The organism is Ciceribacter sp. L1K23 (genome assembly GCF_018122705.1).
Lineage (GTDB): Bacteria > Pseudomonadota > Alphaproteobacteria > Rhizobiales > Rhizobiaceae > Allorhizobium.
Window position 1 is genome coordinate 832,342 of the sequence record NZ_JAGRRC010000001.1, and the last position, 25,321, is coordinate 857,662.

Consider the following 25,321-nt stretch of genomic DNA (forward strand, 5'->3'; position numbering starts at 1 on the left):
CTGCGCTCCACCGCCCGTCATCCGGGGGACAAGACAATGCTCATCCGTTTCTTCACGCTACTTTTTCTTTTTCTGTCGTTGGCCGCGCCGTCACTGGCGCAAAGCGCTGACCCGAAGTCGCTGATCGATCAACTGGCAAAGGCCAATTTCAAGCAGGCCGAAGACCTTCTGATGCAGATTGCCGCGACCGGGGATACCCGCGTCGTGCCGGCTCTGGAAGCCTTCGCCGAGGGTGATCTCTATTTCCGCAAGTCGGACAATGTCGTTTTCATCGCCAAGCCGGCTGGATCAAAGCTGTCGCTGATCGATCCGCTGACGGGCGAGGGCGTCGCCGAGGTCGCAAAATCTGCAGTCACCAAGATCAAGGTCAACAACAACCTGAGACGTGCCATCAGGTCCGCGCTCGGTGGCCTCACATTGCTCAGTCCTGACCGCGCCATTCGTTTGCAAGCCGCGCAGCAAGTTCTGCAATCGCCAAGCGCGGAAAATCTGGACCTCGTCGAGGCCGCGCTTGCCAAGGAAACCGATGCAGAGGTCAAGGCGCGCATGGAAGAAGCCCGCGCCGTGTCCCTGCTGACATCCGATCGCCCGATCGAAGACAAGCGCGCCGCCATCGAGACTCTGAAAAGCAAGGGTGGCCGCGACGCTATTTCCGTTCTGGGTGGCGCTCTCGGTTCGGCCGATGAAGAACTTCGCCCCGACCTGGAGGCGGCAATTGCTTCCATCGAAGATACGCTCGTCTTCTGGGATATGGCGCAGAACGTCTGGTACGGCGTCTCTCTCGGGTCGGTTCTTCTGCTCGCGGCCATCGGGCTTGCCATCACGTTCGGCGTGATGGGCATCATCAACATGGCGCACGGCGAGATGGTGATGCTTGGCGCGTATTCGACATTCGTCGTCCAGCAGGTCATCCGCACCAGTTATCCCGGCCTTTTCGACTGGTCGCTCGCGATCGCGCTGCCGGTCGCCTTTTTGGTGACCGGCGCGGTCGGCTTCGCGATCGAGCGCGGGGTGATCCGCTTTCTCTACGGTCGTCCGCTTGAAACGCTGCTCGCCACCTGGGGCATCTCGTTGATCCTGCAACAGGCGATCCGTTCGATCTTCGGGCCGACCAACCAGGAAGTGGGCAATCCGAGCTGGATGTCCGGCTCGTTCCCGGTCGGCGGCATGACGATCACCTGGAACCGTCTCTGGATCGTTGTCTTTGCCCTGTCGATCTTCTTCACCCTTCTCGTCGTCATGAAGAAATCCGCCTACGGGCTCAACATGCGCGCCGTGACGCAGAACCGGCGGATGGCGTCCTCCATGGGTATCCGCACCCCTTGGGTCGATGCGCTCACCTTCGCGCTCGGCTCCGGCATCGCCGGGATCGCGGGTGTTGCGCTCTCACAGATCGACAACGTCTCGCCGAACCTTGGGCAGAGCTACATCATCGACAGCTTCATGGTGGTGGTCTTCGGGGGTGTCGGAAATCTGTGGGGCACGCTGGTCGGCGCTTTGTCGCTCGGTGTGCTGAACAAGTTCCTCGAGCCATCGGTCGGTGCCGTGCTCGGCAAGATCCTAGTCCTGGTCCTGATCATCCTCTTCATCCAGAAACGACCGCGCGGACTGTTCGCGCTCAAGGGAAGGGCGGTGGAAGCATGATCACCGGCTTCATTCTCCGCGCGCTGGAAGGCAAGATCGTCGTCGCGGTGGCAATCCTCCTCGCCTTCGCGCTTCTGGTGCCGGCGCTCAACCTGCTGGTGCCCGAGACGAGCGCCTTCCACATTCCGACCTATGCCGTCTCGTTGATGGGCAAGTATCTATGCTACGCGCTGCTGGCGCTGGCGCTCGATCTCGTCTGGGGCTATTGCGGCATTCTTTCGCTCGGTCACGGCGCCTTCTTCGCGCTTGGCGGCTATGCCATGGGCATGTACCTGATGCGGCAGATCGGCTCGCGCGGCGTCTATGGCGACCCGATCCTGCCGGACTTCATGGTGTTCCTCAACTGGAAGGAACTGCCATGGTTCTGGCACGGGATGGACATGTTCTGGTTTGCCATGCTGATGGTGCTGTTCGTGCCCGGGCTGCTGGCCTTCGTGTTCGGCTGGTTCGCGTTCCGCTCCCGTGTCAACGGCGTCTACCTGTCGATCATCACCCAGGCGATGACCTATGCGCTGATGCTCGCCTTCTTCCGCAACGACATGGGTTTTGGCGGCAACAACGGCCTGACCGATTACAAAGAAATCATCGGCTTCAACGTGCAGGCGGACGGAACGCGTGCTGTTCTCTTCGCCCTGTCGGCGATCATGCTGTCGATCTGCCTTTTGCTCGCCTCCGCGATTACGCGGTCCAAGTTCGGAAAGGTGCTGGTCGGCGTCCGCGATGCGGAAAGCCGGGTCCGCTTCCTCGGGTTCCGGGTTGAAAACATCAAGCTCTTCACCTTCGTGGTCTCGGCCATGATGGCGGGCATTGCCGGCGCGCTGTTCGTGCCGCAGGTCGGCATCATCAATCCGGGCGAATTTGCCCCGGCCAATTCCATCGAGGTGGTCGTCTGGACCGCAGTCGGCGGGCGCGGAACGCTGATCGGCCCGATCATCGGCGCTGTTCTCGTCAACGCCGGAAAAAGCTTCTTTACCGGTGCGTTTCCGGAGTTCTGGCTCTATGCGCTGGGCGGGTTGTTCATTGCCGTTACGCTTTTCCTGCCGAAGGGCATTGTCGGGACGGTCCAGCAGGCTATGGCCCGGCGCAAGGACTATGCCCAGGCGGCGAAGGTGTCGGCGGCAGCTGAGGCGGGCATCGGTGTCGAGATGAAGCGCGAGGCGGCGGAATGAACACGACGATCCAGAACCAGAAGCCTACCAGCCTTCTCTATCTCGATGGGGTCTCGGTCTCCTTCGACGGGTTCAAGGCCCTGAACTCGCTTTCCTTCGTGGTCGAGCCCGGCGAGCTTCGGGCGATCATCGGCCCGAACGGCGCCGGCAAGACGACGATGATGGATATCATCACCGGGAAAACCCGTCCCGACGAGGGCGAGGTGTTCTTCAACGGCACCGTCGATCTGACGAAGAAGGACGAGGCCGAAATCGCCCAGCTCGGGATCGGTCGCAAGTTCCAGAAGCCGACGGTGTTCGAGAGCCATACCGTCTGGGACAATCTTGAACTGGCGCTCAACCGCAAGCGCGGTGTCTTCGCCACGCTGTTTTATCGTTTGTCGCCAGAAGACAAGGGCCGTATCGAAGAAATCCTCGAAACGGTCCGTTTGACCGGTCGGAAGGACGACTATGCCGCCAATCTCAGCCACGGGCAGAAGCAGTGGCTGGAAATCGGCATGCTGCTCGCCCAGGAGCCGCAACTTTTGCTCGTCGACGAGCCGGTGGCCGGCATGACGGATGCTGAGACTGTGGAGACGGCGGTGCTGCTCAAGGAAATTGCCAAGACCCGCTCTGTCGTCGTCGTCGAGCACGACATGGGCTTTATCCGCGATCTCGGCGTCAAGGTCACCTGCCTCGCCGAGGGTTCTGTTCTGGCCGAGGGATCGATCGACTTCGTGTCGAGCGATCCGAAGGTCATCGAAAACTATCTGGGGCGGTAATGATGAGGGCCATCTTCCGTTCAGGTCCAGCCGCTGGAGCTTTCCAATGCTGACAGTCGATAACGTCAATCTTCATTATGGCGCAGCGCAGGCCTTGCGCGGCGTCAGCCTTGGCGCTCCGATGGGCAAGATCACCTGCGTTCTCGGACGCAACGGCGTCGGCAAGTCGTCGCTGTTGCGCGCGGTGACCGGGCAGCATCCCATTTCGGCGGGATCGATCAGCTTCGAGGGAGAGGTGCTCAACGGGCTGGCGCCGTTTAATCGGGCGCGGCGTGGTGTCGGCTACGTGCCGCAGGGGCGGGAGATCTTTCCGCTGCTCACGGTCAGGGAAAACCTCGAGACCGGTTTCGCGCCGCTGTCGCGAAAGGACAAGTTCATTCCCGACGAGATTTTCAGCCTGTTCCCGATCCTGCAGACCATGCTGGGCCGACGCGGGGGCGATCTGTCCGGAGGACAGCAGCAACAACTGGCGATCGGGCGGGCCATGGTCACGCGGCCGAAGATATTGGTTCTCGACGAGCCGACCGAGGGTATTCAACCGTCCATCATCAAGGATATCGGCCGGGCAATCCGCTATCTAAGGGATTCGACGGGCATGGCGATCCTGCTCGTCGAGCAATATCTCGACTTCTGCCGGGAGCTCGCCGATCACGTCTACATCATGGATCGCGGCGAGATCGTGCATGAGGGGCCGGCCGAAACGCTGGATACAGTGGAGGCGCGGAGGCATCTGACCGTCTGATGTTGCAGGGCTGCTTTGTTAATTTGATAAGAATGTACGCTTGATGCTGCACGGTGTCGTGGTACTTTCCGCTCGTCTGCGAACAGAAGGCATATCGATGACAACCAGCGCGGTTTTTTTCCGTCAGCCGGCGTGGGTTCGCGTCGTGCTCGCGACGGTTTTTGTGACACTCGTCAATTCTGCGGCTCTTGCCGCTGGCTGCGGCCCGGTTTTCCAGTCGGGGCGCCATGACCTTAAGATCATGTCTGACGGTGTAGAACGCTCCGCCGTTTATTTCGTTCCGTCGGCCTATGACGGAAAGCGCAAGATGCCGCTGGTGTTCGACTTCCATGGCTCGAACAGCCATCCGGAAGGTCAGATGAACCGCAGCCACTGGGATGAGATCGGGGAGCGCGAGGGCTTCATGGTTATCGCGCTGCAGGGCAGCCTCGACGGATCGTTCAAGGGCGCGCATGCCTGGAACGTGCCGGGGGTGAAGCCGCTGCCGGGCGTCAGCGAGGAGAATGGTCTCGACGAAGAGCAGTTCATCCGCGACGCGGTTGCCTATGCCAAGGAAACCTTCTGCGTCGATCCGGCGCGTATCTACGCGACCGGCTATTCCGGGGGCGGGCGGATGCTGTCGCAGTTCATCTGCAACGGCAACTCAGAGTTCGCCGCGGCAGGGTTCATGATGGGATTGCGCGCCGGTTATCCGGAACAGGAAGAAGGTGTTTGGCGCCCCCGTCCGGATACCTGCAAGCCCGCCAAGCCGATCTCGATCATCGCGTTTTCGGGCCTGAAGGATGACGTCAATCCCTTCTCCGGCGGCGGAAAGCCTTATTGGCAATATGGCGGCAAGGTCGCTGTGGGGCGCTGGGCGGAACTCAATGGCTGCGACATGAAGCCGATGACCGGCGAGGGTGAGGAGATCAGTGTCTCCAGTTATGTCAGCTGTAAGAACGGTGTCGGCGTCATGTCCTATGTGATCGCCGATGCAGGGCATTCTTGGCCAAGCCAGAAGCTGCTATTCCAACTTGCCTCTACCGGAAATCAGCCGAGTCGTGAGGTTGATGCGACCGGAAGAATATGGGACTTCTTCCAGACTTCGGGTGGCGGTCTGCTTGCGGGCCAGCCGGGACAAGCGGCTTGCCCGACCGCCAAGAACGCCGGCCCGGATTCGACGGGCGGACAGGGGAAAACGTGCAGCCAGCCGCTCGGATCAGCCAGCAGCGAGCCCGCGGTCGTGGGCGACTTGTAGCAAAGGCGCTCGGCGGACGCAGCCGGATCGCCGAGCTTTATCAGGAGGGGGCCGCCAAGATTCGGCTCCCCGACACGTTTTCCAGCGAGATGGAGGCGGTGTTCATCAACACCGCCGGCGGGATGACGGGCGGCGATCGTTTCGGCTGGGAGGTAAGCGCCGGCGCCGGCACATTCGTCACCGCCACGACGCAGGCGTGCGAGAAGATCTACAAGGCCGCCGAGGACACGGCCGAGATCAGAACCCGAATCACGGTTGAGCAGGGCGCGCGCGTCCATTGGCTGCCGCAGGAATCCATTCTCTTCGACCGTTCTTCCCTGACGCGCCATCTTGACGTCGATCTTGCCGCCGATGCCGAGTTTCTTGCCGTCGAAGCGATCCTGCTTGGGCGCAAGGCAATGGGCGAGGCCATGGAGACCGGCCTTGTGCGTGATCGGTGGCGCATCCGCCGCGAAGGGCGCCTCATCCATGCGGAAGACCTGCGCCTAAAGGGGCCGGTGGCAGAGCTTGCCGGTCGCGCGGCGGTGCTTCATGGAAATGTCGCGTTCGCGACCGTGCTCTATACCGGCCCGAAAAGCGAAGCCTATCTGGCAACAGTGCGTAGCGCGCTCGGCAACAGCTTTGGCGGTGCGAGCGAGTGGAACGGCAAGCTCGTCGTCCGCCTTGTCGCCGAGGACGGTTTCGCACTCAGAAAAACCTTGATCCCGGTCATTTCCGTCTTGCGCGGCGGCGCGTCTGTGCCGAAAGTCTGGAATCTGTAAGAGCCTGAAAAACAAGTGGAGCGGTCATGAACCTGACGCCGAGGGAAAAGGACAAACTGCTGATCAGCATGGCGGCCATGGTGGCGCGGCGCCGGCTGGAGCGCGGGGTGAAACTCAACCATCCCGAAGCAATCGCGCTGATTACCGACTTCGTGGTCGAGGGCGCCCGCGACGGCAGGCCGGTGGCCGACCTGATGGAAGCCGGCGCGCATGTCATCACCCGTGCCCAGGTCATGGAAGGGGTCGCCGAGATGATTCACGACGTTCAGGTGGAGGCGACCTTTCCAGACGGCACCAAGCTGGTGACCGTTCACGAACCGATCAGGTGAGACCATGCTCGAGCTTCGGCCCAATTGCGAATGCTGCGACCGCGACCTTCTGCCGGAGAGCCGTGACGCGCTGATTTGCAGCTTCGAATGCACCTTCTGCGTCGATTGCGCGACAGGTGTTCTTGAAGGCATTTGTCCCAACTGCGGCGGCGAACTCGTGCGCCGGCCGGTCCGTCCGGCGGGCAAACTCGTCAACAATCCTGCATCGACAGTACGAATTTTCAAGGCCGAGGGCTGTCAGCCCCGCACGGCCGCCTGAGAGTGAGGAGAAGCCATGATCCCCGGTGAAATCATTGCCGCGAGCGGCGACATCGAACTCAATAGCGGTTTGCCGACTGTGACACTCGAGGTATCCAACACCGGTGACCGTCCGGTGCAGGTGGGCAGTCACTACCACTTTTTCGAGACCAACGCCGGTTTGTCCTTCGAGCGGGACAAGGCGCGCGGCATGCGGCTCGATATTCCGGCCGGCACGGCTGTCCGTTTCGAGCCGGGTCAGACCCGGCAGGTGACGCTGATCCCGCTCTCGGGCAAACGCGAGGTCTACGGGTTCCGCCAGCAGGTCATGGGGGCACTCTGAGATGTGCGGGCCGAACCGGAAAGTTAGATAATGCTGAAATCCGTACTGCCGTTCTTGCTGTGTGGTTGTGTTTTGCTCGTCGATGGGCCGGCCGTCGGGGAGGACGAACCCCAGGTGGACTGCGACAACGCAATGACGCAGCGCGACATGAATATCTGCGCCCAGAGGGATTACGAGGAGGCCGATGCCGCGCTGAACGCTCAGTGGGTGCTGACGAAGGAAGCCGCCAAGGACTGGGACGAGGGGTTCAAGACGCTCAACATGATCGCCCGCGCGGAGGAAGCTCTGCTTGCCAGCCAGCGGGCCTGGCTCAAATATCGCGACACGCAATGCGACGTGGAGGAACTCGGGGTGCAGGGCGGTTCGATGGCGCCGATGGTCTATTCCTCCTGCATGGCGGAAATGACCCGCGAGCGGACCGAAGAGCTGAAAAGCCTGGTCGAGAACTACTGACACAGCAGGGCGAGGGAATGGGCAGACGCATCATGATCGTTGGAAACGGGCCGGTGGCGGATGGATCGGACAGGATGATCGACCTGTCCGACCTCGTCATCCGTTTCAACGACAGCCGCAATCTCGGCCCCGCCGGTCGAAGAACCGATGTCGTTGCCGTCTGCAATACCGGCCGTCCGGCGCATGCGATGGTCACGTCGCAACAGTGGCGGGGTAGTCCTGCCGTCGCCGGGTCGCGCGAAATCTGGTCCGTACGCGATCCTGAGAAGTTCAGCGCGTTGCGGCCGCAACTCGCCATCACCAATCCCGAGCTCGACGATTTCTGCGACGACCGGACGGCGGATTTTGCAACATTCGCTCAAGAGTCCGGCAAGGCGCATCGCGTCATTCCGGCAACCGTGCACGAGGCTGCGGACGTGGCGCTCGCCGCCCATGAGCCGGGACCGTATGTTGTGCCAAGCAGCGGGATGGTGGTCGTGACCCACATTCTTGGCGATTTCGGCTTTGCAGGAGACGAGATCGTCATTGCCGGCTTCGGCCATACCGGGTGGGATGGCCATCCCTTCGCGGCGGAACGCCGGTTGATCGAAACCTATATCGTCGCCGGGCGCCTGCAGCGCCTGCCGTCCTCATCCTCCCCCTCCCAAGGAGCCTGAACCATGCCCTACAAGATGTCCCGCGCCGCCTATGCCTCGATGTTCGGTCCGACGACAGGTGACAAGGTGCGGCTCGCCGATACCGAACTCTTCGTTGAGGTCGAGAAGGACTACACGACCTATGGCGAAGAGGTGAAGTTCGGCGGCGGAAAGGTGATCCGCGACGGCATGGGGCAGAGCCAGGTGACACGCGCGGACGGGGCTGTCGACACTGTCATTACCAACGCTTTGATCATCGATCACTGGGGAATCGTGAAGGCCGACATCGGCCTCAGGGACGGCCGCATTGTCGCGATCGGCAAGGCCGGAAACCCGGACACGCAGCCTGGTGTCGACATCATCGTCGGCCCCGGTACGGAGGCGATTGCCGGGGAGGGCAAGATCGTCACGGCCGGCGGTATGGACGCGCATATCCATTTCATCTGCCCGCAGCAGATCGAGGAGGCCCTGATGAGTGGTCTCACCTGCATGTTGGGCGGAGGCACGGGACCGGCACATGGCACGCTCGCCACCACCTGCACGCCCGGTCCCTGGCATATCGCCCGCATGATCGAGGCAGCCGACGCCTTCCCGATGAACCTTGCCTTCGCCGGCAAGGGCAATGCATCGCTGCCCGGCGCGCTCGAGGAGATGGTGCTCGCCGGCGCAACTTCTCTCAAACTGCACGAGGACTGGGGCACGACACCCGGCGCGATCGACTGCTGCCTGTCGGTCGCCGACCAGATGGACGTGCAGGTGATGATCCACACCGACACGCTGAACGAAAGCGGCTTTGTCGAGGATACGATCGGCGCTATCCGCGGCCGCACCATCCACGCCTTCCACACCGAGGGTGCGGGTGGCGGTCACGCGCCCGATATCATCAAGATCTGCGGCCAGCTGAACGTCATCCCGTCGTCGACCAATCCGACGCGTCCCTACACCGTCAATACGATCGCCGAGCATCTCGACATGCTGATGGTCTGCCATCACCTGTCGTCATCCATTCCGGAAGACATCGCTTTCGCCGAAAGCCGTATCCGCAAGGAAACGATCGCGGCCGAGGATATCCTGCACGATATCGGCGCCTTCTCGATCATCTCGTCCGATAGCCAGGCCATGGGCCGCGTCGGCGAGGTGGCGATCCGTACATGGCAGACCGCCGACAAGATGAAGCGCCAGCGCGGCCGGCTTGCGCAGGAAACCGGCGACAACGACAATTTCCGCGTTCGTCGCTATATCGCCAAATACACGATCAACCCTGCGATCGCTCATGGCCTCAGCCACGAGATCGGATCGGTTGAGATCGGCAAGCGCGCCGACCTCGTGATCTGGAATCCCGCATTCTTCGGCGTGAAGCCCGATATGGTGCTGCTCGGCGGCATGATCGCCGCAGCGCCGATGGGTGATCCGAACGCGTCGATCCCGACGCCGCAGCCGGTACACTACCGGCCGATGTTCGGCTCCTATGGCAAGGCCCGTACCAATACATCCGTCACCTTCGTCAGCCAGGCTTCGCTCGATGCGGGGCTGGCCTCGCGGATCGGCGTGGGCAAGCAACTGGTTGCAGTGAAGAACACACGCGGGGGCATTTCCAAGAAGTCGATGATCCTCAATGATCTGACGCCCGAGATCGAGGTCGATCCGGAGACGTACGAGGTGCGTGCGGACGGGGAATTGCTGACCTGCGAACCGGCGAGGGTGCTGCCGATGGCGCAGCGGTATTTTCTCTTCTGATCGGCACTCTGCTGGCATTGGCGGCTGACGGCATCCACCGGATGTCGTCAGAGGATTGGTCTGCGTGAGTCGCCGGCCAGATGTCCTCCCTTGGAGTTAGCTATCGTTAACAATCGATACGCGGCTGAGCGTCGCAACGCTTTAAGAGATTAAGAAATTCGGTCTCGGACCGAAGCGTAAACCGCGCTTTTCTGTGGAAAAGAAAGATGCATACCAAAAGTGGTGTTGCGGTCAAATCCGGTTGCAGAGGTTCGTCGAAGACGCCGCGAAATATCGGCAAAATACGTAAGCTACGGTAGCTCCTCAACAAATCCGACGCACATTATTTTATTCGAATATACTACTTTAAATATCGGCACGCGGTCTTCAGAAGCGACCTGAAAACTTTGTCCGAAATCGTTCTCTTTTTAACGTTTCGATTAGGAGAACGCCAAGAGAAGCTCCTTATCCGTTGGCCGTCGGAGGAACGAGGAGCGCCCCGTGAAACGCCTCAACAAATGGTTTTCCCTGAAGGTCGATCTCGCCGAATTCGAGCGGCGCGGCGGCGTTCGGCGTTTTGCCCTCAAGATGGCCTTTCGTGCCGTTCTTCTGTCGTTTGCCCTCTGCCTGGTCGTGCTGCCGGTCAACCATGTGCTCGGCCTCGCGCCCGATTTCAGCAACGCGGTGTTGCTGTCTGTTCTTTTTTCGTGGCTGATCGGCGGTGCCGTGTCCGGACTGATGGCTCTCGCCCTTGGGAGCGCCATGCGGGAGTTGACCTTGTCCCGCGCGCGTTTCGAACGTCTCAGCCGCACCGATATGCTCTCCGGTCTTCTCAATCGACGCGCGTTTTCCGAGCTGCTGGCGCAGGGAGAAGAGAACGCCTCGCTCGCCATCTTCGATCTCGACCGTTTCAAGGCGATCAATGACCGTCATGGACATCTGGCTGGCGATACGGTGATCCGTTCTGTTGCAACAGCCATTCGCGAAGTGTTCGGCGCTCCGCATGTCGCCGCTCGACTCGGGGGCGAGGAATTCGGCGTGGTGATCCGTGGCGGCGATATCCAAAGCCGTATCGAGCTTGTCGAGCGGGTGAGGCAGCGGATCGCCGAGCAGAGAGTCGCTTTCGAGGATGTTGCCATTTCCACGACCATCTCGGTCGGCGTCGCCGAGTTCGGCGAACGGCGTGGAGAGATCGTTTATTCGTCCGCCGATCGGGCGCTTTACCTTGCCAAAGCCGCCGGTCGGAATCGGGTGGTGCACGAGAGCGAGCTGGCGCTGTCCTTCCGTCGCGACGAAGGGGAGGCGGGATCGATCGAGGTCGTCCCGCCGACCAGAACCGCCGTGTCGCTCTCCTGATCTACGGCATTTGCCGGTTGCGGCGCTGGCGTGAATTTTGCATGTTTGACGGCAGTGCAAAAGGACAGTCCATGCGTCGTGTAACATCGATTTCGACAGCCGGAGCGGGCACGCGTCCAGTGACCGGCAAGATCATACTCTCCCATGACGAGCGACATCTGAGGCGCAAGCTGCTGCATCTTGCGGATGACAGCATGGTGATGCTCGATCTGAAGGAGCCAGTGCTGCTCGCCCATGGCGACCTGCTGGAAGTGGACGACGGGACCGTGGTGGAGATCGAGGCGAAGCCTGAAAAGCTGCTCGAAATCCGGGCAAGAAACCGTCTTCATCTGATCGAGCTTGCCTGGCATCTGGGCAATCGTCACCTATCGGCGCAAATCGAAGACGATCGCATCCTCATTCTCCGCGATCATGTGATCCGGGAGATGCTGATCGGCTTGGGTGGAGTGGTCGCGGAGGTGGAAGAGCGTTTCCAACCGGTTCGCGGGGCATATCACGGCCATGGTCATCATCATGGGTGAGAGCCCGCCGCGCGGCGACAAAGGGGAGCGACAAGCTCTCCTTCGTCTAATGGCGTGGCTGTCTCCCGCCTTTCCTGTGGGCACGTTCGCCTATTCCGGCGGTCTGGAGCGCGCGGTCGCGGACCGGCTGGTGTCCGACGGGCCCTCGCTGCGGGATTGGATACACTCATCTCTCGAGATCGGTGCGACGCGGACGGACGCCCTGTTTCTGTCGCTCGCGCATCGATGTCAGGAGGACGCTGTAGAGCTCGCAGCACTAGCGGACCTTGCCGCCGCTCTTGCCGGGTCGCGGGAACGGCACGCGGAGAGCCTAGGTCTTGGCAGTTCCTTTGTAACGGCGGTCAGGGCATGGCCGGAGGCGGTGCTGGATCGATTGCCAGATCCCGTGCCCTATCCGGTCGCGGTTGGCGCTGTCGCCGGTGCCCATGGCGTTCCGGTGGAGTGGGCGCTTCTTGCGTTCCTGCAGGCCTATGTCGCGCAGGCTACCTCCGTCGCCATCCGGCTTGGCGTGATCGGACAGGTGGAGGCGGTCGCCATTCAGTCGGCGACCGAGGATCTGCTCAAACGGATCGCCGAAGTGTTGGTATTTGCGGAGGAAGGCGATCTGGGCAGCGGCACCATGATAGGTGACATCATGTCGCTTCGTCATGAAACGCAGCCTGTGCGGCTGTTCAGGTCCTGAGGATCAGCCGGGGCGACGAAAGGAAGAAGACGATGAAATCGGAACACGGACCCTTGAGGGTCGGTATCGGCGGCCCGGTGGGCTCTGGCAAGACGGCGCTCACGGAGAAACTCTGCAAGGCACTCAGGGATCGCTACTCGGTGGCTGTGGTCACCAATGACATCTATACGCGCGAGGATGCTGATGCGCTTGTGCGCATGCAGGCGCTGACATCCGACCGGATCATCGGGGTTGAGACCGGCGGCTGTCCCCATACGGCGATCCGGGAGGATGCCTCGATCAATCTCCAGGCCATTGCCGAACTCGGTCGACGTTTCGACGACCTCGACATCGTGTTCATCGAGTCGGGCGGCGACAATCTCGCAGCGACCTTTTCGCCCGACCTTGCGGACCTCAGCATTTACGTCATCTCGGTCTGCCAGGGCGAGGAAATCCCCCGCAAGGGCGGACCCGCCATCACGCGGTCAGACCTTCTGGTCATCAACAAGAAGGACCTGGCACCGTATGTGGGTGTCGACACGGATGTGATGGACGGGGATGCGCGACGCATGCGCGGCGGACGCCCGTTCGTCTTCACCGACATGAAGCGGGGCGATGGGCTTGGTGAGATCGTCGACTTCCTGGTGACGCACGGCGGTATCTGAAAAAAAAGAGGCCGCCGGAGTGGCGGCCGAAAGCTGTCTACCAGGGAGAGTAAATCGTCCGTCAGATCTGCTTGAGGGCGCTGACGTCGCTTATCTGAATGACCCTGCCGCGCACCGTCACACCGGCGCGGCGCAGAGAGGAAAAGGCGCGGGAGAGAGCCTCCGGCGCCAGGCCGAGCTTTCCGGCCAACAGGCTCTTCTGGAACGGGAGCCTGATGGAGGCGGAGGGGCTGTCCTGCGGGCAATGGTCTAGAAGGTAATGCGCGACCCGCTGCGGCGCCGTCTGAAGCCGGTCGTTGGCAACGATATCCATTGTCGAGCGGAGATAGTTGGACAGGCACTGGATGATGGCCTTGGCGACATCCTTTTCCTGCTCCGCCAGTGCGCGGACCTTGTCGAGCTCGAACCGCGCGACTGTCGCGTTCTCGGCTGCCTGGGTGTTGTACCGGTAGCTGTCGCCAACGGCGAGCAGACACTCGGCGAATGTATCGCCTGGGCCGCAAACCCGGATATCGGCCTCGCGGCCGTCCTTGTTCAGACGGTAAAGGCGGACATAGCCGCTCAAGACACAAAAGAAGTATTCCGCGTGCTCTCCCTCACGAAACAGAAGATCCCGGGCCTCGTAGTTGGTGACGGTCGCGAGTTCCAGCATCTGCGCGAGTGCCGTCGGGCCGAGTGAGGCCATGAACGGCGTCTTCAGGAGGATGTTTCTGTCGCGTGTATTCAACTTCAGTATCTTGTTCACGTTCCTACGGCTCCCACCCTGGCGCCCAGCGCCACGCTTCATCCCGGTCGTGATCACGCGTTTCGATGTCCGGTGGCATGATCGCAGGTGCGGCGAGGTCTGGCCTTGCCTTGAACCTGCTTCGCCTCGCGCGACCCACGACACCAGGCGTCTGGAGAAGCCGATCTCCCGATCCCATGGCGATCGTTGCCTTCGAAACGGTGCTCTGTCGCCCATTTCAGTCGTTGAGAATAGGATGCCCGCGATGCCGGCGGGTTGATTTCGATCAACCGTTTGTGAGCATTTCGCGAAAATACGGTATGGTGCGGCAAGAAAAAAGCCGGGCTGGGCCCGGCTTCTGAAGAGGCGAGTACGCGGGACTACTCCGCGGCGAGCGGTGGAAGTGTCACCACGTTGCTTTTGTCGCTGCTACGGCGGGAATCAGGCCGGTTGCGGGCCTCGATTTCGGAGAGTCTGGCTTCCAGCACCGAGAGGTTCTCGCGGTTCGATTGGGCGAGACGCGTCAATTCCTCCGAGTTCATTGCCAGTTGCTCCTCTTCCTTCTTGCCGACCATCCGGCTGAACACCCAACCGAGGACGCGCGAAAGGTCGTCCATGATCAGGAAGAAGGCGGGCACGACCAGAAGGCTCAGCACCGTCGAGACGATAATGCCGCCTATCACGGCGATCGCCATCGGCGAGCGGAAAGATCCGCCTTCGCCGACACCGAGTGCGGAGGGCAACATGCCTGCCGACATCGCGATCGACGTCATGATGATCGGGCGAGCACGTTTGCGGCCTGCCTCCACCATGGCGTGAACCCGCTCCAGACCGTGATTTCGCATCTCGATCGCGAAATCCACGAGCAGGATGGCGTTCTTGGTCACGATGCCCATCAGCATCAGGATGCCGATCAGAACGGGCATCGAGAGCGCATTGTTGGTGACGATCAGGCCCACCGCCACGCCCCCTATGGCGAGCGGCAGGGAGAACAGGATGGTGAACGGCTGGATCACGTCCTTGAAGAGCAGGATCAGCACCACAAGGACGAGAAGCAGGCCGAGCAGCATGGCGTTCGCGAAGCCCTGGACCATTTCGGCCTGGATCTTGGCATCACCGCTCTCGGCGAGTCGAACCGTCGGAGGCAGGTCTGTCTCCTCGACGATGCGTTTGAACTCGTCACTGGCCGTATCCAGGGCAGTCCCCTGCGGCACGTCGGAGCCGATCGACACCACGCGGCTGCGGTTGTTGCGCTTGATCGAACTCGGCCCCTCTGAATAGTCGATGTCGGCGACCGTATAGAGGGGAACAGTATTGCCCGTCGCTGTCTTGATCTTGAGGTTGCGGATCGCCTGCAGGTCGCGCCGAACGTCCAAGGACGCTTGGGCGCGGATCGGGATCAGGCGGTCATCGAGCGAGATCTTTGGCAACGCCGCATCCACATCGCCGATGGTAGCAACGCGGACCGTCTCGGAGATCTGTTGCGGCGTAATACCGAGGCGGGCAGCCTCGTCCTTGCGCGGCCGGATCTGCAGTTCCGGGCGGGGCAGGGCGCCCTCCGACGATACATTGGCCAGGATCGGTGAGGCGCGCAGGCGGCTTTCAAGCTTGGCCACGGCCTCGTCCAGTTCCTCGCTGCTGCTGGCAAGGAAGTTGAACGACAGTTCGCGCTCGCCGCGATCGTTGAGTTTCGTCACCCGCACATCCGGGATTGAACTCACCTTAGCGAAGAGTTCCTTCTCGATGTCCCATTGTGGACGCTCGCGACCTTCAACCGGCATCTTCGGCAGGTATTCGCCGACAAGGGGGATCGATCCCAGACCTTTGTTGACGAGCGTCTTGACTAGCGAATGCTCGATCTTGCCAAGAATGACGTTGATCGTCGCGCGACGCAATTCCAGATCGCCCCTCGGTGAGGCGCCGCCGAGCACGAACACGCTTTCGACACCGTCGAGTGCGCGGATCGTTTCGTAGAGCTTGGTCGTCGTTTCCGCCGTTTCGTCCAGTGTGGCGTTGGGTGGCAGTTCTATCGACAAGGTGATGCGCGATGCATCTTCGGGCGGAAGGAAGCTGCCGGGCACCTGGGCCAGAAGCATCATCGAACCGATCAGGAAGAGAATCGCGCCGCCGAGCGTCGCGTAACGCATGTACCAGCGCTTCGTCGTTCCGGTGACGAGCCTAGTATAGGCCTTCATCAGCGCGCTGTCGTTGTCGCTATGGTCGTCCATCGCGTCTTCGGCGCGCATGAGATACGCGGCCATCAACGGTGTAACAAGACGCGCCACCAGCAATGAGAAGAACACCGATATTGCCACCGTCAGGCCGAACTGGATGAAGTACTGGCCCGGTATGCCCGGCATGAACGACACCGGCACGAACACTGCGATGATGGTGAAACTCGTTGCGATAACGGCGAGACCGATTTCGTCAGCCGCTTCCAGCGCCGCGCGGTAGGGCGTCTTGCCCATCTTGATATGGCGGGCGATGTTTTCGACTTCCACGATCGCGTCGTCGACGAGAATACCGGTCGCAAGCGTGAGAGCCAAGAAGCTGACAAGGTTCAGCGAGAAGCCGAGCAGGTCCATGACCCAGAAGGTTGGTATCGCGGAGAGAGGCAGTGCGACGGCCGAAATCAGCGTTGCGCGCCAGTTGCGGAGGAAGATCAGAACCACGATGACGGCAAGGATCGCGCCCTCGATCAGGGTGTGGATCGCTGCCTCGTAGTTTCCGTAGGTGAAGTAGACCGCATCGTCGACCATCTGGATGTTGACGTTCGGATTGTTGGTCCGGATCTGGTCAAGCTGGGCTGCCACGGTTTCGGCGACGGAGACTTCGCTTGCGCCCTTGGCGCGGAACACCGCAAAGGTCACCGACGGCTCGCCATTGAACCTCGAGAAGGACTTCGGCTCCTCATACGTGTCCCGGACGGTACCGAGATCCGAGAGCTTGACGAAGCGTCCGCTCGGAAGCGCGATCGTCGTCTCGGCAAGCTCCGCCACATTGCGGGCGTCGCCGAGGGTGCGGATGCTTTGCTCGCTGCCGCCCACCTGGCCACGCCCCGAGCCGAGGTCGAGGTTGACGCTACGCAGTTGGGCGTTGACATCGGGTGCCGTGATCCCCAGCGCGTTCAGCTTGTCGGCATCGAGAGCGATGCGGATTTCACGATCGGCGCCACCGTAACGGTCGATCCGACCAACGCCGGGCTGGCCCTGAAGCGCACGCTTGATGGTGTCATCCACGAACCACGACAGTTCTTCGAGGGTCATATTGGGCGAAGAGACGGCAAAGGTCTGGATCGCCTGTCCCTCGACTTCCACCTTGGAAACGATCGGTTCGTCGACCGAGGCCGGCAGGTCACCGCGAATTCTGTCGATTGCGTCCTTGACGTCCTGCACCGCTTCTTCGGTTGGCTTTTCAATGCGGAACAGGACCGCAGTGGACGAAAGACCATCCGTCACCGTCGACGTGATTTCGTCGACGCCGCTGATCGAGGCAACGGCGTCCTCGACCTCTTTCGTTACCTGCATTTCCAGTTCGGACGGCGAGGCGCCGCTCTGTGTCACGGCGATCGAAACCACCGGAACGTCGATGTTCGGGAAACGGGTGATCGGCAGCGCAAAGAACGACTGGATGCCGAGAAACACCAGGAGTGCAAACGCAAGTAGGGGCGCTATCGGATTTCGGATCGCCCAGGCGGAGAAATTCATCGTCAGGTGTCCCCTGTTAGTTCGACGCTGCCGGTTGTTCGCGAACCGGCACGATCCTATCGCCATCACGCACGAAGGCACCCGCCTTCGCAACCACCAAATCACCCGGTTCGAGACCGTTCACGATCTCAACGAAGCCCTCGTCCTGAATGCCGATCTCGACCGAAACCTGCTTCACGACGTTGTCTTCGACCTTGCGAGCAATGGTACCTGCTCGTTCGGTCGTCAGTGCTGCTTGCGGCAGCGCCAGCGCCGTGACTTCTTCAATGATGATCTGGGCGCTCGCGTACATGCCCGATTTGGCGCCGGCGCTTTCATCGACCAGGATATGAACGGAACCCAGTCGTGTCGTCGGATCGACGACCGGCGAAACCAGGCGCACCTTGCCAGGCAGGGAGTCGCGGGTGCCAGCGATGGTTACCTTGGCGGGCATCCCTGTCTGTATGCGGCCGATTTCGCCTTCCGGCACGTCTGCCACGAGTTCGATCTCGCCATTGCGGATCATGGTGAAAAGCGGTGTCGCCGATCCGCTCGCAATGGCGCCGATCTTTGCGTCGCGGGCCGATATGACACCATCCACAGGTGCCTTGACCTCGGTACGCCCGAGATTCAGGTCGATGTCCTCGAGTTGCGCTTCGACAACCTTGATGTCCGCTTCGCCCACGGCCACCGCCTGTCGGGCGGCATTCAGCCTGGCTTGCGCGGCATCCGCCGCAGCGGTCAGTTGTTCTACCTGCGATGTCGAAATCGTGCCCTTTTGCCCAAGAGTCACTGCGCGGTCGCGCTGGCGAACGGCATCGTCGGCGTTTGCCTCCGCTTCGATCACCTGCGCGCGATACTGCGCAAGCGCTGCCTCCGCCTTTGCCTTGTTGGCGTCGAGCTGACTTTTCTGGAGAATGAGGGTGTCGCGATTGAGTTCCGCCACGACATCGCCGGCCTTCACCCGGTCACCGACATCGACATTCAGAGTCTTGATCGACAGACCTTCCACGAGCGGTTGTATGAAGACTTCCTGAACCGGCCGGATCGTGCCCGACGCGAGAACGCGATCGACCAGAGGACGCACCGTTGCCTCGCTCACGACGATCGATGGCAGGTTCTGTTGAGGTTCCGATGCCGCCTCCTGGGAGACCGCCGGTAAGCCGGTCAGGGACAAAGCGAACAGCGCTATTGCTGCGGAGATCGGGATGCGAACCATGAGCCTCTTCCGGTAAAGTCTGAACGAGAATACTGTCATTACGTGCGTTACGGGCCCGCGGATCGCCCTACATCAAATGCGATACGAAATTGCCCTCTGGACCCGCCGGTCATGCCGCCTCACTACGGCACTCAAGATGGTGACGCGGCTACCGGTTGCAAGTCTATGGTTCGCACTTTTCGCGTTGCCTCTCCGCAAAACACAATTCCGTGCAAAACTACAACACATGACGCCAACCGATGTCAGCATCTCTGCTGCGGCGCAAGAAAAAGGCGCCCGGACACTGGTCCGGACGCCGACTTTTTCAGGGATTGCGGTACGCCTATTTCAGGGCAGCGTCCGTGATGTCCATGGTGTAGGCGCCTTCCGGCTCCTTGGTGATGACCGGGTCGGAGCCGCCGCCGAGCAATGTCTTGACGGTCCGGTCGTAGTCGGCCTTATCAAGCGCGCCGTTCGAACCGGCGGTCAGCTTAGCGACTTCGCCCATCATCCGCTTCTGGTGCTGTTCGGTCTGAGCGCCCGATGCGTCGTTTTCAAGCACGATGTCGGCGGCTTCGTCCGGGTTCTCTTCGGCGTATTTCCAGCCCTTCATCGAAGCGCGAACGAACTTGACCATTTTTTCCTTGAAAGCGGCGTCCTTCAAGGAGTCCTCCAGAACATAGAGGCCGTCTTCCAGGGTCGCGACGCCCTCGTCCTCATACTTGAAGGTCACCAGTTCCTCCGGCTTGATGCCGGCGTCGATGACCTGCCAGTACTCGTTGTATGTCATGGTCGAGATGCAGGCCGCCTGCTTCTGCAGCAGAGGATCGACGTTGAAGCCCTGCTTCAGCACAGTGACGCCATCCGGCGAGCCGTCGGTCTTGATGCCGAGCGTGCTCATCCATGACAGGAACGGATATTCGTTGCCGAAGAACCAGACGCCGAGCGTCTTGCCCTTGAAGTCATCGGGCTTGGTGATGCCGGTTTCCTTGAGGCAGGTCAGCATCATGCCCGAGGACTTGAAAGGCTGTGCGATGTTGACGAGCGGCACGCCTTTTTCGCGGGTAGCCAGTGCCGACGGCATCCAGTCGACGATCACGTCGGCGCCGCCACCGGCCAGAACCTGTGGCGGAGCGATGTCCGGACCGCCCGGCTTGATTTCGACGTCGAGGCCTTCTTCTTCGTAGAAGCCCTTGTCCTTGGCGACGTAGTAGCCGGCGAACTGGGCCTGGGTGACCCATTTCAGCTGCAGCGTCACCTTTTCGGCAGCGGCCGCTTGCATCGCCATCAGCGACACGGCGCCGGCGAGGAGCATGGAAGCGATTTTGTTCTTCATTGTCAGTTCCCTCTTTTTGTTGTTACGCCTGCCCACCACGGACAGACGGATGCCAGAAGGTGACGGCCCGCTCGGCGAGCGCCACCAGACCGTAGAAGATCGAGCCGGCGAGCGCGGCGACCGCGATCTCGGCCCAGACCATGTCGACATTGCTGCGCCCCACTTCCGTGGAAATCCGGAACCCCATGCCGACGATCGGGGTGCCGAAAAACTCCGCGACGATGGCGCCAATCAACGCCAGCGTCGAATTGATCTTGAGTGCATTGAAAATGAAAGGCCATGCGGCAGGCAGCCTCAGCTTCAAGAGCGTCTGCCACCAGGAGGCGGCATAGGTCCGCATCAGGTCGCGCTCCATATGGCTTGCGGCCGACAGGCCCTGAACGGTATTCACCAGCATCGGAAAGAACGTCATGATGACGACGACCGCGACCTTGGACTGCCAGTCAAAGCCGAACCACATGACCATGATCGGCGCGATGCCGACGACCGGGAGAGCGGAGACGAAATTGCCGATCGGCAGCAAGCCCTTCTGAAGGAAGGGAGACCGATCCACCAGGATCGCGACGACAAAGCCGAGACCGCAGCCTAGCACCCAGCCGGTGAGCACTGATTTCAGGAAGGTCTGCTGGAAATCGGCCCAGAGCGTTGGAACCGAGGTCGTCAGGCGGGCCCAAATCATCGAGGGCGCAGGCAGGAGGATCGACGGAATGTTGAAACCTTTGACCAGACACTCCCAGATCACCAGCAGCGTGATGCCGAAGATCAGCGGAACAGCGGCGTTGACAATCTTTCGCAGGGTGGCATCGACCGGGCGCAGGCGCACGAGCCATTCGTTCAGCCCCCAAGCGGCCAGCCAGAAGACGACGGCAAAGGTCAAATAACCGTTCATGGCTTGACCCCCATGCGCTTGAGAACCTGGGCGTGCGCCATCCCGACGATCGAAACCAGGATCGCGGCGAGGCCCGCTGCCATGAAAAGCGCGGCCCATATCTGGATCGTCTGGCCGTAGTACGAACCAGACAACAGCCGGGCGCCGAGGCCCGCGACGGCGCCGGTTGGCAGTTCCCCGACGATGGCTCCGACGAGCGAAATGGCGATCGCGACCTTCAGCGAGGTGAAAAGATAAGGCATCGATGATGGCCAGCGCAGTTTCCAGAAAATCTGCGAGGGGCTGGCGTGATACGTGTGCATCAGGTCCAGCAGGATGATGTCAGGACTTCTCAAGCCCTTCACCATGCCGACGACGATCGGGAAGAAGGAGAGATAAGTCGAGATCAATGCCTTCGGCAGCACGCCGGAAATCCCGATCGCGTTCAGGACGACGATGATCATCGGCGCGACGGCAAGGATCGGGATGGTCTGGCTGGCGATGACCCACGGCATCAGCGAGCGATCCATGGCCCGGTTGTGGACGATGCCGATCGCCAGCAGGATACCGAGCGCGGTGCCGATGCCGAAGCCGAGCAGGGTGGCGGAGAGCGTGATCCACGCGTGGTAGACGAGGCTGCGCTTGGAGGTGACAGCCTTGTTGACCGTGGTGTCCCAGAGTTCGGCGATGATCTGGTGCGGCGCCGGCAGCACAGGCCTTTCCTGAGCGAACGTCCGTTCCATGATCTGGCCGAACGAGATCTCCTCGCCGGCACGGGCCGCCTGGTCGCGCACGAAGGGCGCGTTGAGATAGATAACGAACAGATGCCAGATCACCAGGATGACGGCTATGACGGTCAGGACCGGAAAGAGACGGTCACGCACAAAGGATGACGTTGTCCCCATCAGACGCCTCCCTTTTGCGGGAAGAGCATCAGCGCCATCGAGACAATGCCGAGCGCGACGCCCGCCATTTGCGTGGCCGACAGACGTTCGCCGAAGACGAGGAAGGCGATGACGTTGATCAGCAGGAGTTGCGCCACGGAAGACGCGGAGATCGCGAGCCCCAGTCCTCCCTCCCGCATCAGCTTCACCATCATCAGGTTGCCGATGCAGTAAAGTGCGAGAGACAGCAGGAGAACCCAGAGCCTGTCGCCGCTGGCGATGTAAGCCCGCGACGCTGTGGCTGCAGAGAGAAATACGACCATGGCAGCGCCAAGCCAGAGGAGGAAGGCGGGGTTCATCAGCGGCGCTCCGGGAAAGTAACTTTGCCCCTCATCCGGCTGCCGCCACCTTCTCCCCGTTGGAACGGGGGGAAGGGACTCGTGGCACCGCCGGCGCTCCATCTCTCTTCTCCCCGCCAGCGGGGAGAAGGTACCGGCAGGCGGATGAGGGGCAACTTCGTAGAAAATCGATTACTACTCCTCATAGCTATGCCCCGCCTTCAGCCCTTCCCGCACCCTGTGGGCGATCTTCAGGAATTCCTCGCTCTCGCGAATCTCCAGCGGCCGCTCCTTCGGCAACGTCGACTCGATGATGTCGGTGACGCGGCCGGGGCGGGGGCTCATGACAACGATCTTGGTCGAGAGGTAGACGGCCTCGGGGATTGAGTGGGTGACGAAGCAGATCGTCTTGTTGGTGCGGGCCCAGAGCTTCAGGAGTTGTTCGTTCAGGTGGTCGCGAACGATCTCGTCAAGCGCGCCGAAGGGTTCGTCCATCAGGAGCAGGTCAGCGTCGAAGGCCAGCGCGCGGGCGATTGAGGCGCGCTGCTGCATGCCGCCCGACAACTGCCAGGGATACTTCTTGCCGAACCCGGAGAGATTGACGAGGTCGAGCGTCTGCTCGATCCGGCGCTTCTGCTCCTCCTTCGTGAAGCCCATGATTTCAAGCGGGAGGGCTATGTTCTTCTCGATCGTGCGCCATGGATAAAGTGCGGCTGCCTGGAAGACATAGCCATAGGACCGGTCCTTGCGGGCGTTTTCCGGCGTCATGCCGTTGACTGTGATCGTGCCGGATGTGTGTTTTTCCAGATCGGCGATCACGCGCAGAAACGTTGTCTTGCCGCAGCCCGACGGGCCGATGAAGGAGACGAAATCACCCTTCCTCACATCCAGGTCTACATTGGAGAGCGCATGGACGGGGCCATCGCCGGTCTGAAAGGTAAGACAGAGGTCCTTGGCGGACACGACGGAAAAGCCTGGAGCAGTCATTGCCTGGAACCGATCGTTTTTGTTTTTGAGGCGTAACGCCCGATTGATGATAATATTGCTGCGCCGGCGGGACCCGGCCTATCAGGTTTTGCGGGAGGAGATCCCGCCATGGAGGATGACGCGCATGGACCTAGCATCGAAACCCACCTGCCGGGTCGTGAAGCCCGGCCATACCTATGACGGCAAGCAGGGGCTCAGCTACTTCGAGGGGATTGCGGCGGAGACCGTCGGCTCGAAGGGCATCTGCATGCACCTCTTGACCATGCCGCCCGGCGCGCGCGCCAAGGCGCATCTGCATGAGAGCCACGAGACGGCGATCTACTGCCTCTCCGGCCAGGCGCATACCTGGTACGGCGACCGGCTGGAGAACCACATCATCCTGCACGCCGGCGAGATGTTCTACATCCCGGCCGGTGTTCCGCATCTGCCGGCCAACCTGTCGAACGCACCTTGCTCGGCGATCATCGCGCGCACCGATCCCAACGAGCAGGAGAGCGTCGTCCTGCTGCCGGAGCTGGACGCGCTGGTGCAGATTTGACGTCAGGCTGGCGGGCACCGCTGACATCGTAAGCATTACACACCCGTCGCCGGAATGCCCGTGCGCTCCACCTTGCGCGGTGCGACGAGTTCCTTCCACGTCGACAGCGCCTTGTTCACTGCCGTGAACGGCTCGCGCTTGACGAACTGGCCGTGGCCCTCGCGGGTCTTCACCGAGGATTCCTCGATCGCGACATAGCCGCGTGTCAGCGTGTAGCGGGGCAGGCCGGTGACTTCCTTGCCCTCGAAGACGTTGTAGTCGATCGAGGATTGCTGGGACTTGGCCGAGATCGTTTTCGAGCGCTTCGGATCCCAGACGACGAGGTCCGCATCCGCACCGACGAGGACGGCACCCTTCTTCGGGTAGACGTTGAGGATCTTGGCGATGTTGGTCGACGTCACCGCGACGAATTCGTTCATCGTCAGGCGACCGGTCGCCACACCATAGGTCCAGAGCATCGGCATGCGATCCTCAAGCCCGCCGGTGCCGTTCGGAATCTTGGCGAAGTTGCCGACGCCGAAGCGTTTCTGGTCGGTGGTGAAGGCGCAGTGGTCGGTGGCGACAACCGAGAGCGAACCCGACTGCAATCCTGCCCAGAGCGAGTCCTGGTGCTGCTTGTTTCGGAAGGGCGGCGACATAACGCGGCGGGCGGCATGGTCCCAGTCCTTGTTGAAATACTCGCTCTCGTCGAGCGTCAGGTGCTGGATCAGGGGCTCGCCATAGACGCGCATGCCCTTCTGCCGGGCACGGCGGATCGCTTCGTGGGCCTGTTCGCAGGATGTGTGCACGACATAGAGCGGAACGCCCGCCATATCGGCCAGCATAATGGCGCGGTTGGTCGCTTCACCCTCGACTTCCGGCGGACGGGAATAGGCATGGGCCTCAGGACCGTTATTGCCTTCGGCAAGCAGCTTTGCCGTCATTGAGGCAACGACGTCGCCGTTTTCGGCATGCACCATCGGCAGGGCGCCAAGTTCGGCGCAGCGCTGGAAGGAGGCGAACATCTCGTCGTCGTTCACCATCAGCGCACCCTTGTAGGCCATGAAGTGCTTGAAGGTGTTGATGCCCTTGTCCTGGACGACCGTCTTCATCTCGTCGAAGACCCGTTCGTTCCAGCCGGTTATTGCCATGTGGAATGAATAGTCGGCAGTCGCTCGTCCCGACTTATTGTCCCACATCTGCAGGGCTTCGAGCAGCGACTGGTCGGGGGCGGGCAGACAGAAATCGACGACCATAGTCGTGCCGCCCGAAAGACCGGCGCGGGTGCCGCTTTCGAAGTCATCGGCCGAATAGGTGCCCATGAACGGCATTTCGAGGTGGACGTGAGGGTCGATACCGCCGGGCATCACGTAGCAACCCGTAGCGTCCAGGACCTCGTCGCCCGACAGGTTGGGGCCGATCTCAACGATCACGCCGCCGTCGATCTTCACGTCGGCCTTGTAAGTGAGATCGGCGGTCACGATGGTGCCGTTCTTGATAACTGTGCTCATGTCGTTCCCCTTGTTCGTCTTGCGGGCGGTTGTTCGCCTCGT

Annotated in this window: 26 protein-coding genes; 17 read left to right on the plus strand and 9 right to left on the minus strand. The window is 61.3% G+C overall.

Going from position 1 to position 25,321, the window contains the following annotated elements; all coding sequences use genetic code 11:
- Window positions 1–36: 36 nt before the first annotated feature.
- The 16 genes from urtB (at window position 37) to ureG (ending at window position 13,230) form a co-directional block, all read left to right on the plus strand.
- Window positions 37–1,644, plus strand: a complete 1,608-nt coding sequence (gene urtB / locus J5J10_RS03805; RefSeq protein WP_211928896.1) for an urea ABC transporter permease subunit UrtB — start codon at window positions 37–39, stop codon at window positions 1,642–1,644.
- Complete coding sequence (gene urtC / locus J5J10_RS03810) at window positions 1,641–2,813, plus strand: urea ABC transporter permease subunit UrtC (protein ID WP_211928897.1); 1,173 nt, start codon at window positions 1,641–1,643, stop codon at window positions 2,811–2,813. The genes urtB and urtC overlap by 4 nt, the downstream gene beginning before the upstream one ends.
- A complete protein-coding gene (gene urtD, locus J5J10_RS03815; protein WP_208552173.1) occupies window positions 2,810–3,574 on the plus strand; it encodes an urea ABC transporter ATP-binding protein UrtD in 765 nt (254 codons plus the stop codon). Before urtC ends, urtD begins: the two co-directional genes overlap by 4 nt.
- Window positions 3,575–3,620: 46 nt before the next feature.
- The gene (gene urtE / locus J5J10_RS03820; protein WP_211928898.1) at window positions 3,621–4,316 is read left to right on the plus strand and encodes an urea ABC transporter ATP-binding subunit UrtE; all 696 of its coding nucleotides are present in this window, start codon (window positions 3,621–3,623) and stop codon (window positions 4,314–4,316) included.
- A gap of 97 nt (window positions 4,317–4,413) precedes the next feature.
- Entirely contained in the window at window positions 4,414–5,553 is a 1,140-nt protein-coding gene (locus J5J10_RS22355; protein WP_249116668.1) for a polyhydroxybutyrate depolymerase, read from the plus strand.
- A complete protein-coding gene (locus J5J10_RS03825) occupies window positions 5,496–6,314 on the plus strand; it encodes an urease accessory protein UreD (protein ID WP_349252035.1) in 819 nt (272 codons plus the stop codon). Before J5J10_RS22355 ends, J5J10_RS03825 begins: the two co-directional genes overlap by 58 nt.
- A gap of 26 nt (window positions 6,315–6,340) precedes the next feature.
- Window positions 6,341–6,643, plus strand: coding sequence for an urease subunit gamma (locus J5J10_RS03830; RefSeq protein ID WP_211928900.1), 303 nt, complete (start codon window positions 6,341–6,343; stop codon window positions 6,641–6,643).
- A gap of 4 nt (window positions 6,644–6,647) precedes the next feature.
- A complete protein-coding gene (locus tag J5J10_RS03835; RefSeq protein ID WP_211928901.1) occupies window positions 6,648–6,902 on the plus strand; it encodes a DUF1272 domain-containing protein in 255 nt (84 codons plus the stop codon).
- 15 nt (window positions 6,903–6,917) lie between these two features.
- Window positions 6,918–7,223 (plus strand): urease subunit beta, encoded by a 306-nt coding sequence (locus J5J10_RS03840; protein WP_211928902.1) that lies wholly within the window; start codon window positions 6,918–6,920, stop codon window positions 7,221–7,223.
- A 30-nt stretch (window positions 7,224–7,253) separates the two neighbouring features.
- Window positions 7,254–7,676, plus strand: coding sequence for a lysozyme inhibitor LprI family protein (locus J5J10_RS03845; RefSeq protein ID WP_211928903.1), 423 nt, complete (start codon window positions 7,254–7,256; stop codon window positions 7,674–7,676).
- Window positions 7,677–7,708: 32 nt separating this feature from the next.
- Window positions 7,709–8,332 (plus strand): Urease operon accessory protein, encoded by a 624-nt coding sequence (locus J5J10_RS03850; RefSeq protein ID WP_211931127.1) that lies wholly within the window; start codon window positions 7,709–7,711, stop codon window positions 8,330–8,332.
- 3 nt (window positions 8,333–8,335) lie between these two features.
- Window positions 8,336–10,048: an urease subunit alpha gene (gene ureC, locus J5J10_RS03855; protein WP_211928904.1), complete on the plus strand. Its 1,713-nt coding sequence runs from the start codon at window positions 8,336–8,338 to the stop codon at window positions 10,046–10,048.
- Between the two features lie 480 nt (window positions 10,049–10,528).
- Window positions 10,529–11,383: a GGDEF domain-containing protein gene (locus J5J10_RS22360; RefSeq protein ID WP_211928905.1), complete on the plus strand. Its 855-nt coding sequence runs from the start codon at window positions 10,529–10,531 to the stop codon at window positions 11,381–11,383.
- 71 nt (window positions 11,384–11,454) lie between these two features.
- Window positions 11,455–11,904, plus strand: a complete 450-nt coding sequence (locus tag J5J10_RS03865) for an urease accessory protein UreE (protein ID WP_211928906.1) — start codon at window positions 11,455–11,457, stop codon at window positions 11,902–11,904.
- Entirely contained in the window at window positions 11,885–12,586 is a 702-nt protein-coding gene (locus tag J5J10_RS03870) for an urease accessory UreF family protein (protein ID WP_249116670.1), read from the plus strand. Before J5J10_RS03865 ends, J5J10_RS03870 begins: the two co-directional genes overlap by 20 nt.
- Before the next feature lie 32 nt (window positions 12,587–12,618).
- Window positions 12,619–13,230 (plus strand): urease accessory protein UreG, encoded by a 612-nt coding sequence (gene ureG / locus J5J10_RS03875; RefSeq protein ID WP_211928907.1) that lies wholly within the window; start codon window positions 12,619–12,621, stop codon window positions 13,228–13,230.
- Between the two features lie 61 nt (window positions 13,231–13,291).
- On the opposite strand, the gene J5J10_RS03880 is transcribed toward ureG, so the two are convergent.
- The 8 genes from J5J10_RS03880 to J5J10_RS03915 form a co-directional block, all read right to left on the minus strand.
- Window positions 13,292–14,017, minus strand: coding sequence for a Crp/Fnr family transcriptional regulator (locus J5J10_RS03880; RefSeq protein WP_211931129.1), 726 nt, complete (start codon window positions 14,015–14,017; stop codon window positions 13,292–13,294).
- 317 nt (window positions 14,018–14,334) lie between these two features.
- Window positions 14,335–17,661, minus strand: a complete 3,327-nt coding sequence (locus J5J10_RS03885) for an efflux RND transporter permease subunit (RefSeq protein WP_211928908.1) — start codon at window positions 17,659–17,661, stop codon at window positions 14,335–14,337.
- 16 nt (window positions 17,662–17,677) lie between these two features.
- The gene (locus tag J5J10_RS03890; protein ID WP_211928909.1) at window positions 17,678–18,859 is read right to left on the minus strand and encodes an efflux RND transporter periplasmic adaptor subunit; all 1,182 of its coding nucleotides are present in this window, start codon (window positions 18,857–18,859) and stop codon (window positions 17,678–17,680) included.
- A 322-nt stretch (window positions 18,860–19,181) separates the two neighbouring features.
- Window positions 19,182–20,174, minus strand: a complete 993-nt coding sequence (locus J5J10_RS03895) for an ABC transporter substrate-binding protein (protein WP_208552149.1) — start codon at window positions 20,172–20,174, stop codon at window positions 19,182–19,184.
- Between the two features lie 22 nt (window positions 20,175–20,196).
- Window positions 20,197–21,063 (minus strand): ABC transporter permease, encoded by an 867-nt coding sequence (locus tag J5J10_RS03900; protein WP_211928910.1) that lies wholly within the window; start codon window positions 21,061–21,063, stop codon window positions 20,197–20,199.
- Entirely contained in the window at window positions 21,060–21,947 is an 888-nt protein-coding gene (locus J5J10_RS03905; RefSeq protein WP_211928911.1) for an ABC transporter permease, read from the minus strand. The genes J5J10_RS03900 and J5J10_RS03905 overlap by 4 nt, the downstream gene beginning before the upstream one ends.
- Window positions 21,947–22,285 carry a hypothetical protein gene (locus tag J5J10_RS03910; protein WP_208552146.1) on the minus strand — a complete coding sequence of 113 codons (339 nt, stop codon included), beginning with the start codon at window positions 22,283–22,285 and terminating at the stop codon, window positions 21,947–21,949. Before J5J10_RS03910 ends, J5J10_RS03905 begins: the two co-directional genes overlap by 1 nt.
- 174 nt (window positions 22,286–22,459) lie before the next feature.
- On the minus strand, window positions 22,460–23,251 hold the full coding sequence (locus tag J5J10_RS03915; RefSeq protein ID WP_208552145.1) for an ABC transporter ATP-binding protein: 792 nt from the start codon (window positions 23,249–23,251) through the stop codon (window positions 22,460–22,462).
- A gap of 124 nt (window positions 23,252–23,375) precedes the next feature.
- Between J5J10_RS03915 and J5J10_RS03920 the strand changes: the two genes are divergently transcribed.
- Complete coding sequence (locus tag J5J10_RS03920) at window positions 23,376–23,789, plus strand: cupin domain-containing protein (protein ID WP_208552144.1); 414 nt, start codon at window positions 23,376–23,378, stop codon at window positions 23,787–23,789.
- Window positions 23,790–23,824: 35 nt separating this feature from the next.
- Here the strand turns inward: J5J10_RS03920 and hydA are convergent, their stop codons facing one another.
- On the minus strand, window positions 23,825–25,279 hold the full coding sequence (gene hydA, locus J5J10_RS03925; RefSeq protein ID WP_211928912.1) for a dihydropyrimidinase: 1,455 nt from the start codon (window positions 25,277–25,279) through the stop codon (window positions 23,825–23,827).
- Window positions 25,280–25,321: the final 42 nt, after the last annotated feature.

Bases quoted from the DNA above. Each gene is read 5' to 3' on its own strand.
- J5J10_RS03845 (WP_211928903.1), top strand. From the start codon at position 7,254: ATGCTGAAATCCGTACTGCCGTTCTTGCTGTGTGGTTGTGTTTTGCTC.
- J5J10_RS03910 (WP_208552146.1), bottom strand. From the start codon at position 22,285: ATGAACCCCGCCTTCCTCCTCTGGCTTGGCGCTGCCATGGTCGTATTT.
- urtE (WP_211928898.1), top strand. From the start codon at position 3,621: ATGCTGACAGTCGATAACGTCAATCTTCATTATGGCGCAGCGCAGGCC.
- ureG (WP_211928907.1), top strand. From the start codon at position 12,619: ATGAAATCGGAACACGGACCCTTGAGGGTCGGTATCGGCGGCCCGGTG.
- J5J10_RS03905 (WP_211928911.1), bottom strand. From the start codon at position 21,947: ATGGGGACAACGTCATCCTTTGTGCGTGACCGTCTCTTTCCGGTCCTG.
- urtD (WP_208552173.1), top strand. From the start codon at position 2,810: ATGAACACGACGATCCAGAACCAGAAGCCTACCAGCCTTCTCTATCTC.
- J5J10_RS03900 (WP_211928910.1), bottom strand. From the start codon at position 21,063: ATGAACGGTTATTTGACCTTTGCCGTCGTCTTCTGGCTGGCCGCTTGG.
- J5J10_RS03885 (WP_211928908.1), bottom strand. From the start codon at position 17,661: ATGAATTTCTCCGCCTGGGCGATCCGAAATCCGATAGCGCCCCTACTT.
- J5J10_RS03830 (WP_211928900.1), top strand. From the start codon at position 6,341: ATGAACCTGACGCCGAGGGAAAAGGACAAACTGCTGATCAGCATGGCG.
- J5J10_RS22355 (WP_249116668.1), top strand. From the start codon at position 4,414: ATGACAACCAGCGCGGTTTTTTTCCGTCAGCCGGCGTGGGTTCGCGTC.
- J5J10_RS03865 (WP_211928906.1), top strand. From the start codon at position 11,455: ATGCGTCGTGTAACATCGATTTCGACAGCCGGAGCGGGCACGCGTCCA.
- hydA (WP_211928912.1), bottom strand. From the start codon at position 25,279: ATGAGCACAGTTATCAAGAACGGCACCATCGTGACCGCCGATCTCACT.
- J5J10_RS03920 (WP_208552144.1), top strand. From the start codon at position 23,376: ATGGACCTAGCATCGAAACCCACCTGCCGGGTCGTGAAGCCCGGCCAT.
- J5J10_RS03880 (WP_211931129.1), bottom strand. From the start codon at position 14,017: ATGAAGCGTGGCGCTGGGCGCCAGGGTGGGAGCCGTAGGAACGTGAAC.
- urtB (WP_211928896.1), top strand. From the start codon at position 37: ATGCTCATCCGTTTCTTCACGCTACTTTTTCTTTTTCTGTCGTTGGCC.
- J5J10_RS03850 (WP_211931127.1), top strand. From the start codon at position 7,709: ATGATCGTTGGAAACGGGCCGGTGGCGGATGGATCGGACAGGATGATC.
- ureC (WP_211928904.1), top strand. From the start codon at position 8,336: ATGCCCTACAAGATGTCCCGCGCCGCCTATGCCTCGATGTTCGGTCCG.
- J5J10_RS03840 (WP_211928902.1), top strand. From the start codon at position 6,918: ATGATCCCCGGTGAAATCATTGCCGCGAGCGGCGACATCGAACTCAAT.
- J5J10_RS03870 (WP_249116670.1), top strand. From the start codon at position 11,885: ATGGTCATCATCATGGGTGAGAGCCCGCCGCGCGGCGACAAAGGGGAG.
- J5J10_RS03835 (WP_211928901.1), top strand. From the start codon at position 6,648: ATGCTCGAGCTTCGGCCCAATTGCGAATGCTGCGACCGCGACCTTCTG.
- J5J10_RS03895 (WP_208552149.1), bottom strand. From the start codon at position 20,174: ATGAAGAACAAAATCGCTTCCATGCTCCTCGCCGGCGCCGTGTCGCTG.
- urtC (WP_211928897.1), top strand. From the start codon at position 1,641: ATGATCACCGGCTTCATTCTCCGCGCGCTGGAAGGCAAGATCGTCGTC.
- J5J10_RS03890 (WP_211928909.1), bottom strand. From the start codon at position 18,859: ATGGTTCGCATCCCGATCTCCGCAGCAATAGCGCTGTTCGCTTTGTCC.
- J5J10_RS03915 (WP_208552145.1), bottom strand. From the start codon at position 23,251: ATGACTGCTCCAGGCTTTTCCGTCGTGTCCGCCAAGGACCTCTGTCTT.